The organism is Ureibacillus chungkukjangi (assembly GCF_003217295.1).
Lineage (GTDB): Bacteria > Bacillota > Bacilli > Bacillales_A > Planococcaceae > Ureibacillus > Ureibacillus chungkukjangi.
Genome location: NZ_QJTJ01000021.1, coordinates 1 through 18,533, shown reverse-complemented (window position 1 = coordinate 18,533; position 18,533 = coordinate 1). Strand labels below are relative to the sequence as shown.

Annotated in this window: 18 protein-coding genes and 1 riboswitch; of the genes, 14 read left to right on the top strand and 4 right to left on the bottom strand. The window is 34.7% G+C overall.

Features of this window, described 5'->3' with window-relative positions; genetic code table 11:
- Positions 1-10 precede the first annotated feature (10 nt).
- The 10 genes from BJ095_RS13615 to BJ095_RS13570 all read left to right on the top strand — a co-directional run bounded on the left by BJ095_RS13615 (position 11) and on the right by BJ095_RS13570 (position 12,825).
- Positions 11-688 (top strand): response regulator transcription factor, encoded by a 678-nt coding sequence (locus BJ095_RS13615; RefSeq protein WP_107936146.1) that lies wholly within the window; start codon positions 11-13, stop codon positions 686-688.
- Complete coding sequence (locus tag BJ095_RS13610; protein ID WP_107936148.1) at positions 685-2,088, top strand: sensor histidine kinase; 1,404 nt, start codon at positions 685-687, stop codon at positions 2,086-2,088. The genes BJ095_RS13615 and BJ095_RS13610 overlap by 4 nt, the downstream gene beginning before the upstream one ends.
- A gap of 252 nt (positions 2,089-2,340) precedes the next feature.
- Positions 2,341-5,151 carry a 2-oxoglutarate dehydrogenase E1 component gene (locus BJ095_RS13605; RefSeq protein ID WP_107936150.1) on the top strand — a complete coding sequence of 937 codons (2,811 nt, stop codon included), beginning with the start codon at positions 2,341-2,343 and terminating at the stop codon, positions 5,149-5,151.
- A 108-nt stretch (positions 5,152-5,259) separates the two neighbouring features.
- Positions 5,260-6,513, top strand: a complete 1,254-nt coding sequence (gene odhB, locus BJ095_RS13600) for a 2-oxoglutarate dehydrogenase complex dihydrolipoyllysine-residue succinyltransferase (RefSeq protein WP_107936152.1) — start codon at positions 5,260-5,262, stop codon at positions 6,511-6,513.
- Positions 6,514-6,670: 157 nt separating this feature from the next.
- Positions 6,671-8,122, top strand: coding sequence for a circularly permuted type 2 ATP-grasp protein (locus BJ095_RS13595; protein WP_107936154.1), 1,452 nt, complete (start codon positions 6,671-6,673; stop codon positions 8,120-8,122).
- Entirely contained in the window at positions 8,115-9,059 is a 945-nt protein-coding gene (locus BJ095_RS13590; RefSeq protein WP_107936157.1) for an alpha-E domain-containing protein, read from the top strand. Before BJ095_RS13595 ends, BJ095_RS13590 begins: the two co-directional genes overlap by 8 nt.
- Positions 9,060-9,117: 58 nt before the next feature.
- Positions 9,118-9,966, top strand: coding sequence for a transglutaminase family protein (locus BJ095_RS13585; RefSeq protein ID WP_107936159.1), 849 nt, complete (start codon positions 9,118-9,120; stop codon positions 9,964-9,966).
- Between the two features lie 111 nt (positions 9,967-10,077).
- A riboswitch (Lysine riboswitch) is annotated at positions 10,078-10,264 on the top strand.
- Between the two features lie 101 nt (positions 10,265-10,365).
- Positions 10,366-11,211 (top strand): transporter substrate-binding domain-containing protein, encoded by an 846-nt coding sequence (locus tag BJ095_RS13580; RefSeq protein ID WP_107936161.1) that lies wholly within the window; start codon positions 10,366-10,368, stop codon positions 11,209-11,211.
- Between the two features lie 124 nt (positions 11,212-11,335).
- Positions 11,336-12,058 carry an amino acid ABC transporter permease gene (locus BJ095_RS13575; protein WP_107936163.1) on the top strand — a complete coding sequence of 241 codons (723 nt, stop codon included), beginning with the start codon at positions 11,336-11,338 and terminating at the stop codon, positions 12,056-12,058.
- A 29-nt stretch (positions 12,059-12,087) separates the two neighbouring features.
- Positions 12,088-12,825: an amino acid ABC transporter ATP-binding protein gene (locus tag BJ095_RS13570; protein ID WP_107936165.1), complete on the top strand. Its 738-nt coding sequence runs from the start codon at positions 12,088-12,090 to the stop codon at positions 12,823-12,825.
- Positions 12,826-12,868: 43 nt separating this feature from the next.
- Here the strand turns inward: BJ095_RS13570 and BJ095_RS13565 are convergent, their stop codons facing one another.
- A complete protein-coding gene (locus BJ095_RS13565; protein WP_107936167.1) occupies positions 12,869-13,498 on the bottom strand; it encodes a YitT family protein in 630 nt (209 codons plus the stop codon).
- A gap of 187 nt (positions 13,499-13,685) precedes the next feature.
- Entirely contained in the window at positions 13,686-13,973 is a 288-nt protein-coding gene (locus BJ095_RS13560) for a YerC/YecD family TrpR-related protein (RefSeq protein ID WP_107936169.1), read from the bottom strand.
- Between the two features lie 298 nt (positions 13,974-14,271).
- Between BJ095_RS13560 and BJ095_RS13555 the strand changes: the two genes are divergently transcribed.
- A complete protein-coding gene (locus BJ095_RS13555; RefSeq protein WP_107936171.1) occupies positions 14,272-14,469 on the top strand; it encodes a DUF6501 family protein in 198 nt (65 codons plus the stop codon).
- Positions 14,470-14,558: 89 nt separating this feature from the next.
- Here the strand turns inward: BJ095_RS13555 and BJ095_RS13550 are convergent, their stop codons facing one another.
- Together BJ095_RS13550 and BJ095_RS13545 are read right to left on the bottom strand one after the other, a co-directional pair.
- On the bottom strand, positions 14,559-15,662 hold the full coding sequence (locus BJ095_RS13550) for a toxic anion resistance protein (RefSeq protein WP_107936173.1): 1,104 nt from the start codon (positions 15,660-15,662) through the stop codon (positions 14,559-14,561).
- Positions 15,662-16,309, bottom strand: a complete 648-nt coding sequence (locus tag BJ095_RS13545) for a 5-bromo-4-chloroindolyl phosphate hydrolysis family protein (protein ID WP_107936175.1) — start codon at positions 16,307-16,309, stop codon at positions 15,662-15,664. The genes BJ095_RS13550 and BJ095_RS13545 overlap by 1 nt, the downstream gene beginning before the upstream one ends.
- Positions 16,310-16,606: 297 nt before the next feature.
- Here BJ095_RS13545 and BJ095_RS13540 point away from each other — a divergent pair, with 297 nt between their 5' ends.
- From BJ095_RS13540 to BJ095_RS13530, 3 genes are all read left to right on the top strand, one after another.
- Entirely contained in the window at positions 16,607-16,900 is a 294-nt protein-coding gene (locus BJ095_RS13540) for a DUF1033 family protein (protein WP_107936177.1), read from the top strand.
- A 226-nt stretch (positions 16,901-17,126) separates the two neighbouring features.
- On the top strand, positions 17,127-17,327 hold the full coding sequence (locus tag BJ095_RS13535) for a cold-shock protein (RefSeq protein ID WP_107936179.1): 201 nt from the start codon (positions 17,127-17,129) through the stop codon (positions 17,325-17,327).
- Positions 17,328-17,997: 670 nt separating this feature from the next.
- Positions 17,998-18,096 carry a YjcZ family sporulation protein gene (locus BJ095_RS13530; RefSeq protein WP_107936181.1) on the top strand — a complete coding sequence of 33 codons (99 nt, stop codon included), beginning with the start codon at positions 17,998-18,000 and terminating at the stop codon, positions 18,094-18,096.
- Positions 18,097-18,533: the final 437 nt, after the last annotated feature.

Sequence of the window (18,533 nt, the reverse complement as noted above, 5' to 3'; positions counted from 1 at the left end):
GGGTGATAAGATGCAGAAGAAAATTCTATTAGTAGAAGATGAAAAAAATATAGCCCGTTTTATCGAGCTTGAACTAAAGCATGAACAATTTGATGTGTTTGTAACCCACGACGGTAGGGAAGGCTTGAATATAGCATTAGAACAACCATTCGATTGTCTATTACTTGATGTAATGCTTCCTGGTTTAAATGGGATTGAAATCTGTCGTAGAGTTCGTACACAGTCAGATGTACCTATTCTTTTAATTACGGCGCGGGATGCTGTAATGGATCGTGTGGCAGGATTAGATGCTGGTGCAGATGACTATATCGTGAAACCGTTTGCCATTGAGGAGCTGCTCGCAAGAATTCGTTCAGTTTTAAGAAGGGTTAATACGAATGTAGAGGAAGATTACGATCTTATTAAGGTGCGCGATATTATAATAAATCCCCAATCCTATGAAGTAAGCTTTGAGAATAAAAAGCTAGAATTAACTAAGACTGAATATGATTTGTTAAAGCTATTATGTGAAAATAAAAATCGGGTTTGCGAAAGAGAAATGATATTGCAATCTGTTTGGGGCTATAAAACTGAAGTGGAGACAAATGTTGTAGATGTTTACATTCGACACCTACGTGCTAAGCTGAAAACAGAGCTTGCACCATATATTGAAACTGTACGTGGCGTTGGGTATGTGGTGAGAGAATGAATAAAGTTATTAAACTTTTTCCAAATAACCAATCCTTAAAAAAGAAATGGACAATTTCAACAGCAATCGTCATTTTCATAAGCTATGCAGCTATCTGTAGTGTAATCTACATTGCACTATACTCCTGGCTAATTCAAAATGAAGAAAATAACGCCATTCGAACTGCCGACGATTTAACCTCTTTTTTTAACTCACAAGACGACTGGATATCAGTACAGGATATTCAAAAAAACACTGGTTTATCAAAGGCAATTTTAAATCAAAGTCAAACGGTTCGAATTTTTAACTTTGATGGATATGAAATAATAAGAATTAATAACGTTAATTCGGCAGTACCTTTAGAAGCCTCCTATGCACAGCTAGATAATATGATAGTGTCAAAAGAAGAAGTGGATCAGGAGGAAGTATATGTTGTTAATAAGCTTATCAAAACTCAGGACTTTACAGGGATACTGCAGTTAATACATCCCTTATCGACCTTCCATTCGATGATGCAATATATTTTAACCACAATGCTTATCGCAGGTTTTGGAGCTATATTATTAGCTGGATTTGTAGGCTATTATTTAGCAAATATTTTGATTAGACCTTTACAGGATTTACGTGATTCCATGTTATCCATTCAGAAAAAGGGTTTTGAAGAAAAAATCAATTTCTCCTATGATGCAGATGACGAAATTGGAGATTTGCTTAAGCTCTATGTATCGATGATGGCGGACTTAGAGAATTCTTTTGCAAAGCAGCAGCAATTTGTATCAGATGCGTCTCATGAGCTTCGTACTCCGATACAGGCAATTGAAGGGCATTTATCATTAATCAAACGATGGGGAAAAAATGATCCTGATGTATTAGAGGAATCCTTGAACACTTCACTTGTAGAAGTGATTCGCATGAAGAAAATGATTGAAGAGCTATTAAATTTGGCTAGAAAAGAAGAACGGGATATAGAGGCTGAAGCAAATGTGAGAAACGTTTTAAGCTCTGTAAAGGACGAGCTACAAATCATTTACCCTGAGGCGATTGTTAATATTGCTGAAAATGGCGAAGAAAAACAACCTAATATTACGGAAAACGCGTTGGCTCAGATTTTGCGTAATATTATCGAAAATGGAATTCGATATAATGATAAATCACCAGTGATTGATATTGACGTACACTACTTAACGGAAAGCATCTTTTTAACAATTAGAGATAATGGGATAGGAATTTCGAATGACAATCTGCCCTTTATCTTTGACCGCTTCTATCGAGTAGATGTCTCAAGAGAAAATATTGGCGGTGGAACCGGTCTCGGATTAAGTATCACCAAAATGCTTTCAGAGAAATATCAAATCGAAATGGACGTAACAAGTACAGTAGGAAAAGGTACAACTTTCACACTAAAATTTACTGTCTCCTAGTATAATTTTTAATATTGAGACAAAAAATGGGTTATTAGTCAAAAAAAATTGCTTATTTCGTGAAAAATAGTTGTTTTTTTTATTGAGAGTAGTAAGATTGATATGGAAAAAAAACGTTCTTCATTATCTTATTAATAATAAATATTAATCAATTCAATAGATAATTTCTATTGTAGAAGAATGGTAAAATATGAAATAATATTTTAGTTACAACAATGGAACTGCCTTAGGGCGAAATTTGGAGGTTATCTCATGTCGAACAATGTATTATTTGCTGGTTCCCCTTGGTCAGCATTTTCTGGTCCTAACTTAGGATACGTGATGGAGCAATACGATTTATTTTTACAATCTCCTGAACAAGTAGAGCCAGAACTAGTTGCACTTTTCCAGCAATTTGGCTCACCAGTTATTGGAAATGAACAAGGTGTAACTGAAAGTGTAACAACTCAACCAGGCAATACAGGCAATATTAAAAAAATCTTTGCTGCAGTACAATTAGCAGATGCAATTCGCGCTCACGGTCATTTAGCTGCTGATATTTACCCATTAAAAGACCGAAAATTAGATTCTTCACGTATTGAATTAGCTTCTTATGGTTTAACTGAATCTGACTTAGTAGAGATGCCAGCATCATTATTCTTTAATAATGCTCCTGGAAGCGTTATCAACGGTAAACAGGCAATCGACTATTTACGTTCACTATATACTGGGAAAATCGCTTATGAATATACTCATGTTCAAGAAGCAGAACGCCAATGGATTCAAGACAAAATTGAGTCTGGTACATCAGCTTTTAATCTAACTGCTGAAAACAAAAAAGCATTATTAGAAAGATTGACTCGTGTTGAAGATTTCGAGAAATTTATTCATAAAACTTTTGTTGGTCAAAAACGATTCTCAATTGAAGGTTTAGATACATTAGTAGTATTACTTGATGAAATCGTTAGAAAAGCTGACGAAGAAAAAATGAAATATTTACAAATCGGCATGGCACACCGTGGTCGTTTAAATGTTCTAACACACGTTGTAAACAAACCATATGATATGATGTTTTCTGATTTTGCACATGTTCCAAACGATTATTTCTTCCCAACAGATGGATCTTTAGAAATTACTAAAGGTTGGACTGGTGACGTGAAATACCATATGGGTGCAACTCATTCTAAAAAATCGGGCATGAAAGTAAAATTAGCTTACAACCCATCACACTTAGAGGTAGTAAGTCCAGTTATTACTGGTTCTACTCGTGCTGCACAAGAAGTAACTTCTAACGCTGGAAACCCTAGCCACGATCCAAGTAAAGCTGTAGCTGTACTTGTACATGGTGATGCTGCATTTGCGGGAGAAGGAATTGTTCAAGAAGTGTTCAACTATGCAAATACTGGTGGTTTCTCAACTGGTGGTTCCATTCACATTATCTCTAATAACATGATTGGATTCACAACTGAGCATTATGATTCACGTTCAACTCAGTATTCTTCTGATGTAGCTAAAGGTTATGGAATTCCTGTAATTCATGTTAATGCTGATGATCCAGAAGCGGTATTACAAGTTGCTGGTTTAGCATTCGAATACCGTAAAGTTTTCGGCAAAGATATTTTAGTAGACTTAATCGGATACCGTCGCTTTGGTCACAACGAAACTGATGACCCAACCGTTACAAATCCGTTAACATATCAAATCGTTACAAAACATCCAACGGTACGTGCACTTTATGGAGAAAAATTAACTAACGAAGGTATCCTAACTCATGATCAAGTGAAAAAGCTTGATGAAGAGGTTTATGCAGAAATGCAAGCATCTTACGATCATGTTAAACAAGTGGGTGCTGAAAAAGGACATTTCGATATCGAAATGCCTGAAGCAGTTAAAAATGAATATCCTGTAGTAGATACAAGTGTAAGTAAAGAAGACCTAAAACAAATTAATGACGATTTATTAGCATGGCCAGAAGGCTTTGAGCCACAAAACAAGCTTGCTAAAATCTTAAATAAACGTGTTGAAGCTCTTGAAACTGATAAAATCGATTGGGGTCATGCTGAAACATTAGCATTCGCTGCAATTTTACGTGATGGTAATCCAATCCGTATTACAGGTCAAGATGCACAACGTGGTACGTTCTCTCAACGTCACCTAGTATTACATGATAAAAACTCAGGCGCTGAATTAGTACCATTACACAATGTATCGGATTCTAAAGCATCATTCTCTGTACACAATTCACCATTAACAGAAACTGCTATTGTTGGATTTGAGTACGGTTATAATTTAGAAAATGATAATGCTTTAACAATTTGGGAAGCCCAATTTGGTGACTTTGCTAATATGGCACAAGTTATGTTTGATAACTTTATCTCGTCATCGCGTTCTAAATGGGGAGAAAAGTCTGGCTTAGTATTCCTACTGCCAAATGGTATGGAAGGTCAAGGTCCAGAGCACTCTTCAGCACGTATTGAAAGATATCTACAATTGTCGGCTGAAAATAACTGGATTGTTGCAAACTGCTCAAATGCAGGAAACTACTTCCACTTATTACGCCGTCAAGCGAAAATGTTAGGAACTGAAGCTATTCGTCCTTTAATCATTCCTTCACCAAAATCTTTACTTCGCCATCCATTAGCTGCGGCCTCACAGGAACAGCTTTCTGAAGGTGGTTTCCAAGAAGTAATTGAACAACCTGGTTTAGGTGGCAATGCTAAAAAAGTGGAACGCATCATTCTTGCTTCTGGTAAAGTAACAATTGATTTAGCAGACCGTGTGCAAGATGGGAAAGAATATGATAATCTTCATATTGTTCGTGTTGAACAGCTTTACCCATTCCCATCACAAAAAATTGCTGATATCATTGCAAAATATCCAAATGCAAAAGAAATCTATTGGGTACAAGAAGAACCTAAAAACCAAGGTCCATGGAAATATGCATTAGAATATTTACTAGACCTAGCAGATGGTAAAAAGGTAAAATATGTTGGACGTCCAGAAATGTCTTCAACTTCTGAAGGTGACATGGATTCACATAAAATTGCGCAGGCAAAAGTTATTGATGAGGCGCTTGCTAAATAAATTACTATTTTAATTTACTGATTAAAACAGCTACACTATGATAAGTAGTAGCGATACCATATGTACCTTTTACAAGGTACATATGATATTTAAAGGAGGATATTTAAAGTGGCTGAAATTAAAGTCCCTGAATTAGCAGAATCAATTACAGAAGGTACCATTGCACAATGGGTAAAAAAAGTTGGAGATCGCGTTGAAAAAGGCGAATTCATCGTTGAATTAGAAACTGATAAGGTAAATGCAGAAATTATTTCAGAAGAAGCTGGTGTTTTAACTCAAGTATTAGCTGAAGAAGGCGATACGGTTTTAGTTGGCCAAGTAATCGCCGTTGTAGAAGCAGGAGAAGGTGCTGCACCGGCTCCAGCAGCAACACAAGAAGCTCCTAAAGCTGAAAGCGCTCCAGCAGCTGCACCAGCACCAGTTGCAGCACCAACACCAGCTCCAGTGGTAGAAGAAACTTCTAATGAACGTGTAGTTGCATCACCAGCTGCTCGTAAATTAGCTCGTGAAAAAGGAATTGACCTTGCTGCAATCTCACCTGTAGATCCACAAGGCCGCGTACGTGTTCAAGATGTAGCAGCTCATGGAACAGCTCAAGCAGCACCAGCAACACCTATTTCTACAACTAATGGTCCAGTTGTATTTGCTCCAGCAGCAGAAACGGATCGTGTTACAATTGAAAAAATGTCACGTCGTCGTCAAACTATCGCAAAACGTTTACTTGAAGTTAAACAATCTACAGCAATGTTAACTACTTTCAACGAAATCGATATGACGAACATCATGGCATTACGTAAGCGTAAACAAGAAGAGTTCGTGAAAGCTAACGACATTAAACTTGGTTTCATGTCATTCTTCACAAAAGCAGTAGTTGCTGCACTTAAAAAATATCCTTACGTTAACGCTCAAATCAATGGTGATGAAATTCACTTAAACAACTTCTTCGATATCGGTGTAGCTGTATCTACTGAAGAAGGCTTAGTAGTACCAGTTGTTCGCGATGCAAATGCTAAAAACTTTGCTGAAATCGAAAAAGATATTGCTGATTTAGCTAAAAAAGCACGTGAGAAAAAATTAGGTTTAAATGACATGGCTGGTGGTTCATTCACAATCACTAATGGTGGTGTATTTGGATCATTAATGTCAACACCGATCATGAACGGTACACAGGCTGGTATTTTAGGTATGCACTCAATCGTTCAACGTCCAGTAGCAGTAAACGGAGAAGTTGAAATCCGTCCAATGATGTACGTTGCATTATCATATGACCACCGTATTATCGATGGAAAAGATTCTGTTGGCTTCTTAAAAACAGTAAAAGAATTAATCGAAAATCCAGAAGATTTACTATTAAATTCATAATTTCCTTAAAAACTACCTAGCGGAGAAAAATTTCGCTAGGTTTTTTTTTCCATTTATATTAAAATTTAAATATTAAAAATTTTCTAAAATTAAAAATGAGGAGAATTATAAAATTTCAACTTTTTCTTTCATGGATGATTACTGGAGGCGATTGTAAATGTTCAAACCATATGATTGTTATAGCTTTTATGATGAAATGCTAGAGGGCAATAAACCTAAAAAACATTATATTCCTTTTTATGAGCAATTATTAAAGTTTACAGACGAAGAATTATTAACAAAGCATACATCTGCCCAATCTAGCTTCCTAAGACAGGGTATAACATTTACAGTTTACGGTGCGGACGGTGATACAGAAAGGACGATGCCTTTTGATTTTGTTCCTATCATTATACCTGAACAGGTATGGGGTAATATTGAAAAGGGAATGAAGCAAAGAGTCGAAGCGTTAAATTTGTTCTTACATGATGTATATCATGACCAACTGATATTAGAGGCAGGAGTAGTGCCAAAAAGTTTAATCGAAAATAATCCCTATCATTACAAAGAAGTAATTGGCGCTAATCTGCCATTACATAACCATATCTTTTTAGCAGGTATCGATTTGATAAGAGATGAAAGCGGAGAATATCGTGTGCTAGAGGATAATTTGAGGAATCCCTCTGGAATATCCTATGTCTATCAAAATCGATATGTAATGCGAAAAATGTACCCTGAATTTTTTAGAGATTATTCTATTGAAACATTAGAGGTACAATTACTTCAAATGCAGGAGGCTTTATTATCACACAGACCTGTAAACTTAGAACCAGGTAAGGATCCTCGTGCAGTGCTCTTGACAGCTGGAATCTATAATTCTGCATATTACGATCATGTTTTCCTAGCAAAAGAAATGAATATTCCACTTGTCGAAGGTCGAGATATGGTAGTTAAAAACAAAAAAGTATATTTAAAAACAATTCGTGGTCTAAAGCAAGTTGATATTATTTACAGAAGAATTGATGACGACTTTTTAGATCCCTTAACCTTTAGAGAAGATTCATTGCTTGGTGTACCAGGCATTATGGAGGCATATAAAGAAGGGAATGTAGCAATTTTAAATGCTGTTGGAAACGGAGTAGCTGATGATAAGGCAATTTATATGTATGTTCCTGAAATGATACGTTTTTACTTAAATGAAGAGCCTATTATAAAGAATGTTGACACTTATCTTTTAACAAATGAGGCAAGGAAAAATTGGGTGCTTGATAATCTGGACAAGCTAGTTATCAAAAATGTTGGTGCATCAGGTGGTTATGACATGCTAATCGGACCACATTCTACTGAAGAAGAACGTGAAATTTTCCGACAAAAAATTGAAGAAGCTCCTCACCAATATATAGCTCAACCAACTATAAAGCTTTCTAGAGCTCCTGCCTTTCAAGAGGGGAGATTCTACCCATGCCACGTTGATTTGCGAGTTTTTGTGATGAGAGGAAAAGAAACGCACGTTCTTCCAGGAGGTCTTTCTCGAGTTGCACTTAAAGAGGGCTCTCTTGTTGTGAATTCCTCACAAGGTGGAGGCGGTAAGGATACATGGGTTGTAAAGGAGGCAAAGGTACATGCTTAGTCGAGTAGCGGACTCTCTATACTGGATTGGTAGATATAGTGAACGTACAGAATCAAATGCTCATATTCTTTCTACTCAATTAGAGCATATGATTGAGCTTTCTACGGAAGATAAAAATTACGAAATTGAGTGGGAAACAATTATTAAGATTTGCGGATATCATAATGAATATTCAAGTAGGTATAATGGATATGACTTACAAAAAATGATTCAGTATCTATTATGTGATGTTGAAAATTACAATTCGATGAACTCCATGGTTGAAAGTATACGAATGAATGCTAGAAATACAAGAGATATCCTTCCGAATGAGTTGTGGGAGGAATGGAACGATTTGTACCTGTCGATTAAAAGTAAAGAACGCAAGGATTATTCGATTATAGCAACACAAGAGTTTCTGTATTCAATACGGAAAGCCTCTTTAACGGCTAGTGGTATCATAGATTCGTTGATGACACGCGACGAATGCTATTTATTTTTGAAGATTGGTAAATGGCTAGAGCGTGCCGAGAAGACGGCTATAATTCTTAATGAGCTATTAGAACAGGAAGGACAGCTTAAAGGTGATTTCACAGCAACCTTCTCCTTACAATTAACACATGCTCTTGAAGAATATACTAGACGATCTAGAGATCGTTCTAACCGCAAAGTTTTAAACTTTTTGATAGGTGATCTTAAAACTAGTCGTTCCATTGCTTTTTCAGTCCAGAAGATAAAAGAAGCTATTATAGAAGTAGAAAACGGGAAAACCGAAGTATACACTGCTGATATGTTTGAGGCACTGACCGAGCTTGAAAATAGTTTACAAATTGATACAACATTATTATCAACTGAACAGTGCAGGAAATGGGTTAAGGACATTAGAGAGCAATGTACGAGCTTTGGACCGATCTTTTCAAAAACGTATTACCTAACTCCTCCAATTTTAGTACCTTGAAAGGAAATTCCATTAAATATTAAAGTGAAATGCCAATAAAATTTGGAGGGAGGATAATATGAAATATCGCATTAAACATACTAGCACTTTTAAATATGATACACCAGTTGAACAATCATTAAATACGGTTCGTTTAAAGCCTAGAAATAATGAATGTCAACGCCTATTATCCTATCATCTTAAAATCTCCCCCAATTCAATGACAAAGGATTATATCGATATATGGAAAAATTCAACATCTAGTTTTTATATACCAGAAAAACATGAAGAGCTAAGCATCATTTCATCATCAATTGTAAGCGTTCAAAGATCACCTTATTTATATCAAATTGAATATTCTAAGGAAATGATGGAAATTTTCCATTCACCACTTTTTCAGGATCACTACCGTCCATATCTCACTACAACTAATTATACGAGGCTAGAAAAAAGACAACTTGAAGAAATTTTAAAAACTATTGGAGAGCCTATTAACCCTATTCGATTTTCTTGCGATCTTATGACCTACCTGTACATGAATTTGAATTATGATCAGATGGCAACTAATGTAAATACAACAGCTGCCGAGGCTTTTGCTATAAAGGCCGGCGTGTGTCAGGACTTTACCCATATTATGTTAGGAGTTTTAAGGCACTTTAATATACCTGCTCGTTATATAAGTGGTTATCTATATGTAGGTGAAGATGATAAATTAGTAGGGAATACAGCAACACACGCTTGGGTAGAGCTAATGTTACCTGGAATTGGATGGATTGGTCTTGATCCTACCAATAATGTTGAAGTACTCGATAATCATATTATTATGTGTGTCGGTAGAGATTATCAGGATGTTAGTCCAGTTGAGGGTGTATATCATGGTGGAGCCCATACTTTAAATGTGAAGGTGACTGTAAGGAAGTTAAATTAACAATAATTACTAGGTCAACAAAGTCTATTTTTCAGAATAATGAATGTTGACATGATATTGTTAGTATAGTAATATTCAAATAGTAAATTAAATATTAAAACCTCACGTTACTAGTGAGGTAGAGGCGCGATACTTAATAGTTTTTCATGGAGTTTAGAGCAAAACCATGATATGAAAAATGAGGAAATATCGCCGAAGTGTGAATGTAGGCTCTCTACTTCATGCTGGGTCTGCAGTGAATAATTGCAGGACTGTCTCAGATGGATATCCCAACCATCTGAGGTGAGCTATCTCAGTCGGGAACGTTAGAGGATTTGGGCTATATTTTTAGCGACCTAAGTTCATCTTAGGTCGCTTTTTGCATTATTTAGCTCGAAAAAGAGAGAAGGAGAGAGAGAAATGTCGAAAACACTTAAAATCTTAATGACTACATTGCTGGCAGTTGTATTACTAGCAGCTTGTGGTAAAGCTGATGAAGGGACTTCAACATCAACTTCAAATTCTAAAGAAAGCGATGTTTTTAAAGTAGGTTTAGAAGCTGGCTATGCACCGTTTAACTGGACTCAGAACGATGATTCAAATGGGGCGGTTAAAATTGAAGGCTCCCAGGAATATGCGGGTGGCTATGACGTAGAAATCGCTAAACGTGTAGCAGAAGCACTTGGTAAAGAATTAGTTATCGTTAAAACAGAATGGGATGGTTTACTACCAGCACTACAAACAGGTGTAATTGATGCAATTATTGCAGGGATGAGCCCAACTGATAAACGTAAAGAAGTAATTGATTTCTCAGATAATTATTATACAAGTCAATTTGTTATTGTAACAAAAGCAGGTGGAGCATTTGAAAATGCTAAAACTCTTGAAGATTTCGCAGGAGCAAAAATCACTTCACAGCTAAATACAACAAATTATGATGTAATTGATCAAATTCCGGATGTTAAAAAAGAAGTTGCAATGGAAAGCTTCTCACATATGCGTGTTGCTCTAGAATCAGGTGCAATTGATGGATATGTGGCTGAAAGACCAGAAGCAATCTCAGCTACAACAGCAAATCAAAATTTCAAATATGTAGAGTTAGAAAAAGGCTTTAAAACAGAAGAAGCAGATACAGCGATTGCAATCGGACTTGTAAAAGGCGATGAAAATATTGATTTAATCAATGAAACGTTAAATGCAATTTCTGAAGAAGAACGTCAACAAATTATGGATCAAGCAATTGAAAACCAACCTGCAGCACAATAGTTAAAGCGGTGAATACTGGTCACACTTTAGTGGCCAGTATCCATCTTTTAGCCAGACTTATTTTATCTTTAGAGTAAGTGTTTAGTAGAGTTAAAGGTTTTCTAAATTATTTAGGAGGATATTTATGAGTTTAGATATTATACTCTCAATATTAAAAGAGAATTGGCCAAGTTATTTACGTGGCGCATATATGACGTTATTAATTGCAGTTTTTAGTACAATTATTGGTGCTCTTATCGGATTATTTATCGGTGTAATGCACACGATTCCTCTTCGTAAGAAATCTATTAAATCTGTTATTTTAAAGATTTTTAATTTCATATTAACAGTTTATGTTGAAATCTTCCGTGGTACACCAATGATTGTACAAGCAATGGTCGTATACTATGGATTATATGCTTATGGAATAGAAATGGATCGTTTTGTTGCAGCGATCGTTGTTGTTGGGTTAAATACGGGTGCTTATATGGCTGAGTATGTGCGCGGTGGTATTGAATCGATTGATAAGGGACAATATGAGGCTGCGTCAGCTATTGGAATGGGACATTTCCAAACGATGATTCATGTCGTTTTACCTCAGGTATTCCGCAATATTCTACCGGCAACAGGGAACCAATTAATTATGAATATAAAAGACTCTGCCGTACTAAGTGTAATTAGTGTAACGGAATTATTCTTTACAACAAAATCGATTGCTGGTGCAAATTTCCGTTTTGCAGAATCCTTTATCATTACTGTTGTCATCTACTTAATCATGACTTTTGTTGCTTCTCGTCTATTACGTATTGTCGAAAAAAGAATGGATGGTCAAGATGCATATCAAGTTCAAGTTAAAAGGGAAGAGTAAATTTATTAATGGCATAAGGAGATCGTATGATGGAAAAAGTAATTGATATTAAACATCTAAATAAATCATTTGGCAGCCATGAAGTTTTAAAAGATGTAAACTTCACAGTAAAAAAAGGTGAGGTTGTTTGCTTAATTGGTTCTTCAGGCTCCGGAAAATCAACATTATTACGTTGCATTAATCTACTTGAAACACCAAGTGGCGGCGAAATTATTTATAAAGGCGAAAACATCTTAGACGACAAACACGATATTAAACAATATCGTACACATTTAGGGATGGTTTTCCAGCAGTTTAATTTATTTAACAACCACAATGTGTTGAAAAATTGTGTCGTTGGTCAGCAAAAGGTTCTAAAACGTTCAAAGGAAGAAGCAAAATCAAACGCATTAAAATATTTGCAAATCGTAGGTATGGATCAGTATGTGAATGCAAAGCCTCGCCAGCTTTCAGGTGGTCAAAAGCAACGTGTAGCTATCGCACGTGCGCTGGCTATGGATCCAGAGGTAATGCTATTCGATGAACCAACTTCCGCATTAGATCCTGAAATGGTAGGAGAAGTGCTAAAAGTAATGCGTCAGCTTGCTGATGAAGGACATACAATGTTAATCGTTACGCATGAAATGGAATTTGCTCGTGAAGTATCTGACCGTGTAGTATTTATGGATAAAGGGGTTATCGTAGAGGAAGGTTCACCTGATCAAGTGCTAGTTAACCCGACACAAGAAAGAACAAAAGAATTTTTAAAACGAACTATCAAGCAATAATAAAAAAGATAAATTTCTGAATTGACTCAGAAATTTATCTTTTTTATTGCATAATCAACATTTCACTAGATTCGTCTTCAAGAATAGAATCATCCTCATGATTATCAGTAAGCTTCGCGCTTATTTGTTTTCTAGAAATGGATACAATCGACGACACAATAAAAGCAGATAAGGCTGAATATAATAAACCAGACCAGCCAATTGAATATACCGTTGTAAGGAGGATGAAAATATCTAAAACAAATAGAGTTTTACCTGGGTCCCAATTGTACTTTTTTTGTAGAAAAACAGCTAATATACTCGTTCCACCAAGGGAAGAATTTTTGAGGAATAAATATGTCATACCGATTCCTGCAAATGCACTTCCTAAAACTACACCTATCCAAGCAGGAATGGAAATAGTAGGAATTAATCCTGTTAAAAAGGAAATACCAGTAAGCATACAAATTGATATAACGGTTGAAATTGTAAATTCTTTACCCAGTTTTTTATAAGCGAGAATCATAAATGGTATGTTTACTAAAAGATAGGTTATTGCAAAGCCTAAAGTTATCCAATAGTTAATGCTTAATGCTAAGCCTACTGTTCCGCCAGTAGCGACATTTGCGCTATGCAAGATATATATCCCCATATTAACAATGAGACATGCAATCATAAGGTGTACATACTTCAATGGAATGATCCTCCCTTCAATAGTTAACTAAGAATATTATTCTATGTAATTATTTAGCTATAATGGATTCTATAGTATTTTTTTAATGTGAGCAATCATCCCATTTAACGCGGTGAACTGTTAAAGCGTGATAAGTATAGAATATTTTAGTTTACGTCAAAATAAAAAAGCCGCATTCAGCAAGCTTTCATAATTTGTTTTCTATACGATTTAATATGATTTTCAAGGAGTTTTCTTTTGAGAGTGTCTTATTTACTCGAGAAATGGTATTATAGGTAGCTCCAGTAAATGCCTCGATGTGCTCATAGGTATGGCCATCTAAGAGCATTCTAGCGACATCAAGTCTTTGTGAAAAGGCTTTTAACTCGTTTAGGGTACACAAATCATCAAAAAACGCTTCACACTCATTTGTTGTCTCAAGTAACAAAACTACCTTCATTAACTGTTCAACCTTATAATCAGGAGAATCCTTCATATCTGAAACCTCCGAATTCTGTAGTAAATAATATTTAAATATTATTGGAATTAACTTCTCGAATTCCATTCAGATATGATTATAAATATAATAGCAAAAACAATTGCTATGATGAAAAACCACATTGGAGCTCCGCTAAAACCACCAAAGAACAATTTGATCACCTCTAATCTAATGTATCATTTATAACATTTTCCCACAATATAGATAGAAATCTTTCCACAAAAGAGTGGAAATGAGATACAATAGGGTCTAGAATAGAAGCAATATATAGAAGATTTAAAGTGAGGTTAAAAAGATGTTAAATTTAAAATGGAAAGATGCACCAACGATACGTAAAGTAAAATGCACACATACGAATGCTGAGAAATATTTAGTTTCTAATGTGTTAACAGTTGGCAAAGAATATGAAGTGAAAAATGAGACAGAAGAATTCATCTTTGTCATTGATAATACTGGTAATGTAGGCGGCTATTATAAAGACTATTTCGAATGATTAAAATGCAGCACCCTAGTTCCTCTCAGATGAGGAAGCTAGGGTGTTTTTGTATATAAAAAATAAAAACTATTTTTACAAAGTGGACACTATTCGATTTCTTTAATACTTGCTTCAACTGTGGCTTGTTGTTCATTACTTATAGCTTGCACCCGTAGAGTCTCTTCGATTAACTGAATTAGCTCCAATTGGGTTTGTTTAAATAAATCGACATCATTATTTGTGATGGCCTTCTGCTTATTTGTATCCTGAGCAGTAGTTTCAAGTATTTTAGCGTTTTTATGTAGCATCTGCTCAGAAGTTTCCATTAGGCGACGAGTTGTTATGTTTGCTCTTCTTTGATTATTCATATGAATAAGCATGGAAATTTGGGTTTGCCATAATGGAATGGTTGTCATAACGGAACTTTGAATTTTTTCTATAAGCATTTGATTGGTTTGCTGGATCATTCTGATTTGAGGTGCAGTTTGAACTGCTATCTCTCGTGAAATTTGTAAGTCATATTGACGTTTGTCTAACCAATCAATCGAAGCTTGTAAATCGTTTAATCGTTGTTTGTCTAACGGATTATTCGACAATTCATAAGCTTGTTCAATTTTAGGTAATTGATTTAAAATTAAATCCTTTTTCTTCATTTCTGCAGCTGCAATATACATATTTATATTATGATAATAATCTTCGTTCAATTGGTACAACTCATTTAACATCCGCACATCGCCAAGTAAGCCTTTTTGAGAATGCTCCAGCTGTATGCCTAAGCGATCGATTTGTTTACTTAATCGATTATACTGAGTGATGTGTTCCTGAATTGATGATTTTGAGCGGTTAAACAGCTTTTGTAGAAAACCTTTCTCTTTTTCAATTAAATCATCAGGGTTAATTTTATTTAAATGCTCTATGAGCTTATGCAAAATTTCACGTATAGGGGAAGTATCATTACGTTGAACTCGAATAAGCATATTGTGAGTAAAGTTTTTTAATGAATGCTGAATTTCAGATCCAAACTGTAAAACATTTTCGTATTGTGAAGCATCTAATTTACTGGCTAGTAGTAATGCATGTGATTGATTTTCTTCAGACAGAGAAGAGAATACCAATGTATCGGTCGAATAGTGATTGCTTGTACAAGAAAAAGAGCTCTCATTATTTGAAAACTCTTCAAATGGATGATTTGAGCTCTTATTATTGGTCATTATTTTCCACCTCGAAGATCGATTTGCTGCAGCTTTCTAGCATTTTGAAGCTTTACGAAATCTAATTCAATTCTTAAGTTTTCTAGGTCTGATTCAATCGCACTTTTTAAATCATTTTCCATTGTTATATGAAGCCCTTTTAATGTTTTACGCGTATCTTCAAGAGCTAAGTGAACCTCTGTATCTTTAACCTGAGTTTGGCTTAACATGGTATATGTTCCTGTTAATTGCACTGCAGATGGTAAATGCGAATAGAAGAAATCCTCTACCGAATAAAACTTTTGTGGATTTTTCTGTACAATGTTGACAATTCTTTTTGAAAGTTTCATCATCTCATTTAATAATTTAAAGGAACGAACTGAACGAACACGAATGTATTGTTGTGAAAGGGAGTTAATATGTCCCTTTGCTTGTTTTAACTGTGATTCAATATGATTAAATTCAGAGCGGGATAGACCGAGCTCTTTACTTCGCTTAGATTTTTGAAAAGCTTTTATCACTTTATTGCTTATTAAATAAACAGCAATAGATACAATCGGCACGAAAATAAAGCCAAGATCAAAGTGGACAACCGTTAAAATAAATACTGTAAAACTAATTAAAAAATTGAGTGCATGTCGTATGAAGAAATTTGCAGCCCCAAGCATATCCGTACCTCCTTTATTTCTATATCTTTATTACGAAAGTAGCTTACTAAAAGTTTCAATTGTTCTCAAATTTTTAATCTAAAATGTTAAAATGTTCTATTTTTTACTTTAAAGGAAATAGTTATAAAACCACAAGCTTATATTTATTAGTATAGCCTAATCAGATACCATTTTTTCTACAGGAAAATAAATGTAGTTTTAAATGCATTGTTATTGTCGTTTAAGGTCTTAAAATGGACAAATTTATAACTTTTCCATTAAAATGCTAATAGCAGAAGGAAAGGAACGAAAATTATAGTGTACCAAATAATTTATATGAAAGCAGATTATGAACCATGGTGGATGTTTGAGGGATGGCAATCGAATATTGTAACAACCTCAACTTTCCAGTCTGAGCATGAGTTCGATAAACATCTTCTGGAGACTTTAATGTCTTTTCGACAACAGTATGAGCATGAAGCTTCTAAAGAAAATAAGTATTATGCGTTTTGGACAGATAAAGAACGGGAATACTGTGAAGCATGTGAGGATGATATCCAAATTTATCATGGAATAATAATCGATAAATTGACTCAACATAATAACGAATAATCCTCAATTAACTGAAATAAGTGAAAATTAAAAAAAGACTTTGACAAATTGGGATAAGATGGTATAATTTAAATAACAATAAAATTGCATGACCGGGTACAAATTGATTCACATATTACAAAGAGTGATCGGTGTAAAGTCGGTACTCTTTGTAATATGTGAATTTTTTATTACGGTAAATCAATCACATATTGTTAATATTTTTATTTTTTGGAGGTTTTCTTAAATGAAACAAGGTACAGTAAAATGGTTTAACTCAGAAAAAGGTTTTGGATTCATCGAGGTTGAAGGGGAAAACGACGTATTCGTACACTTCTCAGCTATCCAAGGCGAAGGCTTCAAAACACTTGACGAAGGTCAAAAAGTGGAATTCGAGGTTGTTGATGGAAACCGCGGACCTCAAGCTGCTAACGTAACAAAAATTTAATTAGTATTAATTAAAACTATAAACGTTAACTAAGAGACATCCCTTTTGGGGGATGTCTCTTTTAATGCAAACTGATATTTTCTAATGTAGAAGTTACAATTATCTCTTCAGAGGAATCGTTTTCATTATTGCTTCTGTCTTAATATTTCCGTAGTCCTCTGCGAGATAATTTTTATTTTGTAAACCCATCACTTGATTCTTCTAAAACTAGTACATTGTTAAAGGTTTGGTAGGGAGTAGCAAACTCTACACCTGTCTCAACTATTATCTAATTTAAAAATATCGTTCCAGGTTTAATAGGTCCAGTTAAAAAGGTTTCAAGAGAAGGAAATCATCAAGGTTTTCAGCTTTAGGATAAACTGCATCTTCAGCTATTCGTATTTTTCCTAATTATAACCAACTTCTTTTAAAACATTTTCATTATCAAAATATTTAACCATCGAATACATAACATTTTCCTTTGCCAAATGGTGCAGAATATATCGCTGCTGAACCGCTTAACCAGTTTCCATATTTCGGATTATTAGTGAAATTAATTTACTACCGTTCCATCATTGTGGAGGTGGAGGGCAATCCTTTTTTATTTATATTTTTTTATATTCCACGTATACACACTCCAGTCAATATACTAATTAATATAATATATTAGTATATCGAAGGAGGTGAGATAATGTCAGGTTACGAAAATGGAAATAACTCTAGTTCATTTGTATTGCTTGTTGTTCTCTTCATTTTGTTAATTATTGTTGGTGCTTCGGTATGGTCGTAGTAATAATATTATATTCCACTGCCACTCAAACGTTGTTGTTAAGTGGAATGAACACCGCCTTCTCAATATGAAGGCGGTCTTTTTTTTATCTATTCATCTAAAAACAGTGTAAATATATGACATATAATTCAAGATATTTATGTAATTTAACAACTTATTATGAATAGCAAAGATTCCATCTATCTAGAGACTGGTTATTCCACAATCGTGCCAACTGTTGAATAAAACTCCAAATATAATGGATAAATATATTAAAATACTGGTAGTATTTTGAGTAAATGCATTGAATAATTTAATTTGAATATTCATTTTTAATTGGAGGGATTGTAGTGATTAGAAAGGTGTAAGCGTCAAGTAGAATTGGACACATTTTGCTAATTAATTTTGAACAATTTCGTTGATTCTTCTCCCACTCCTTTGTAGAAGTAGGAGAAAGA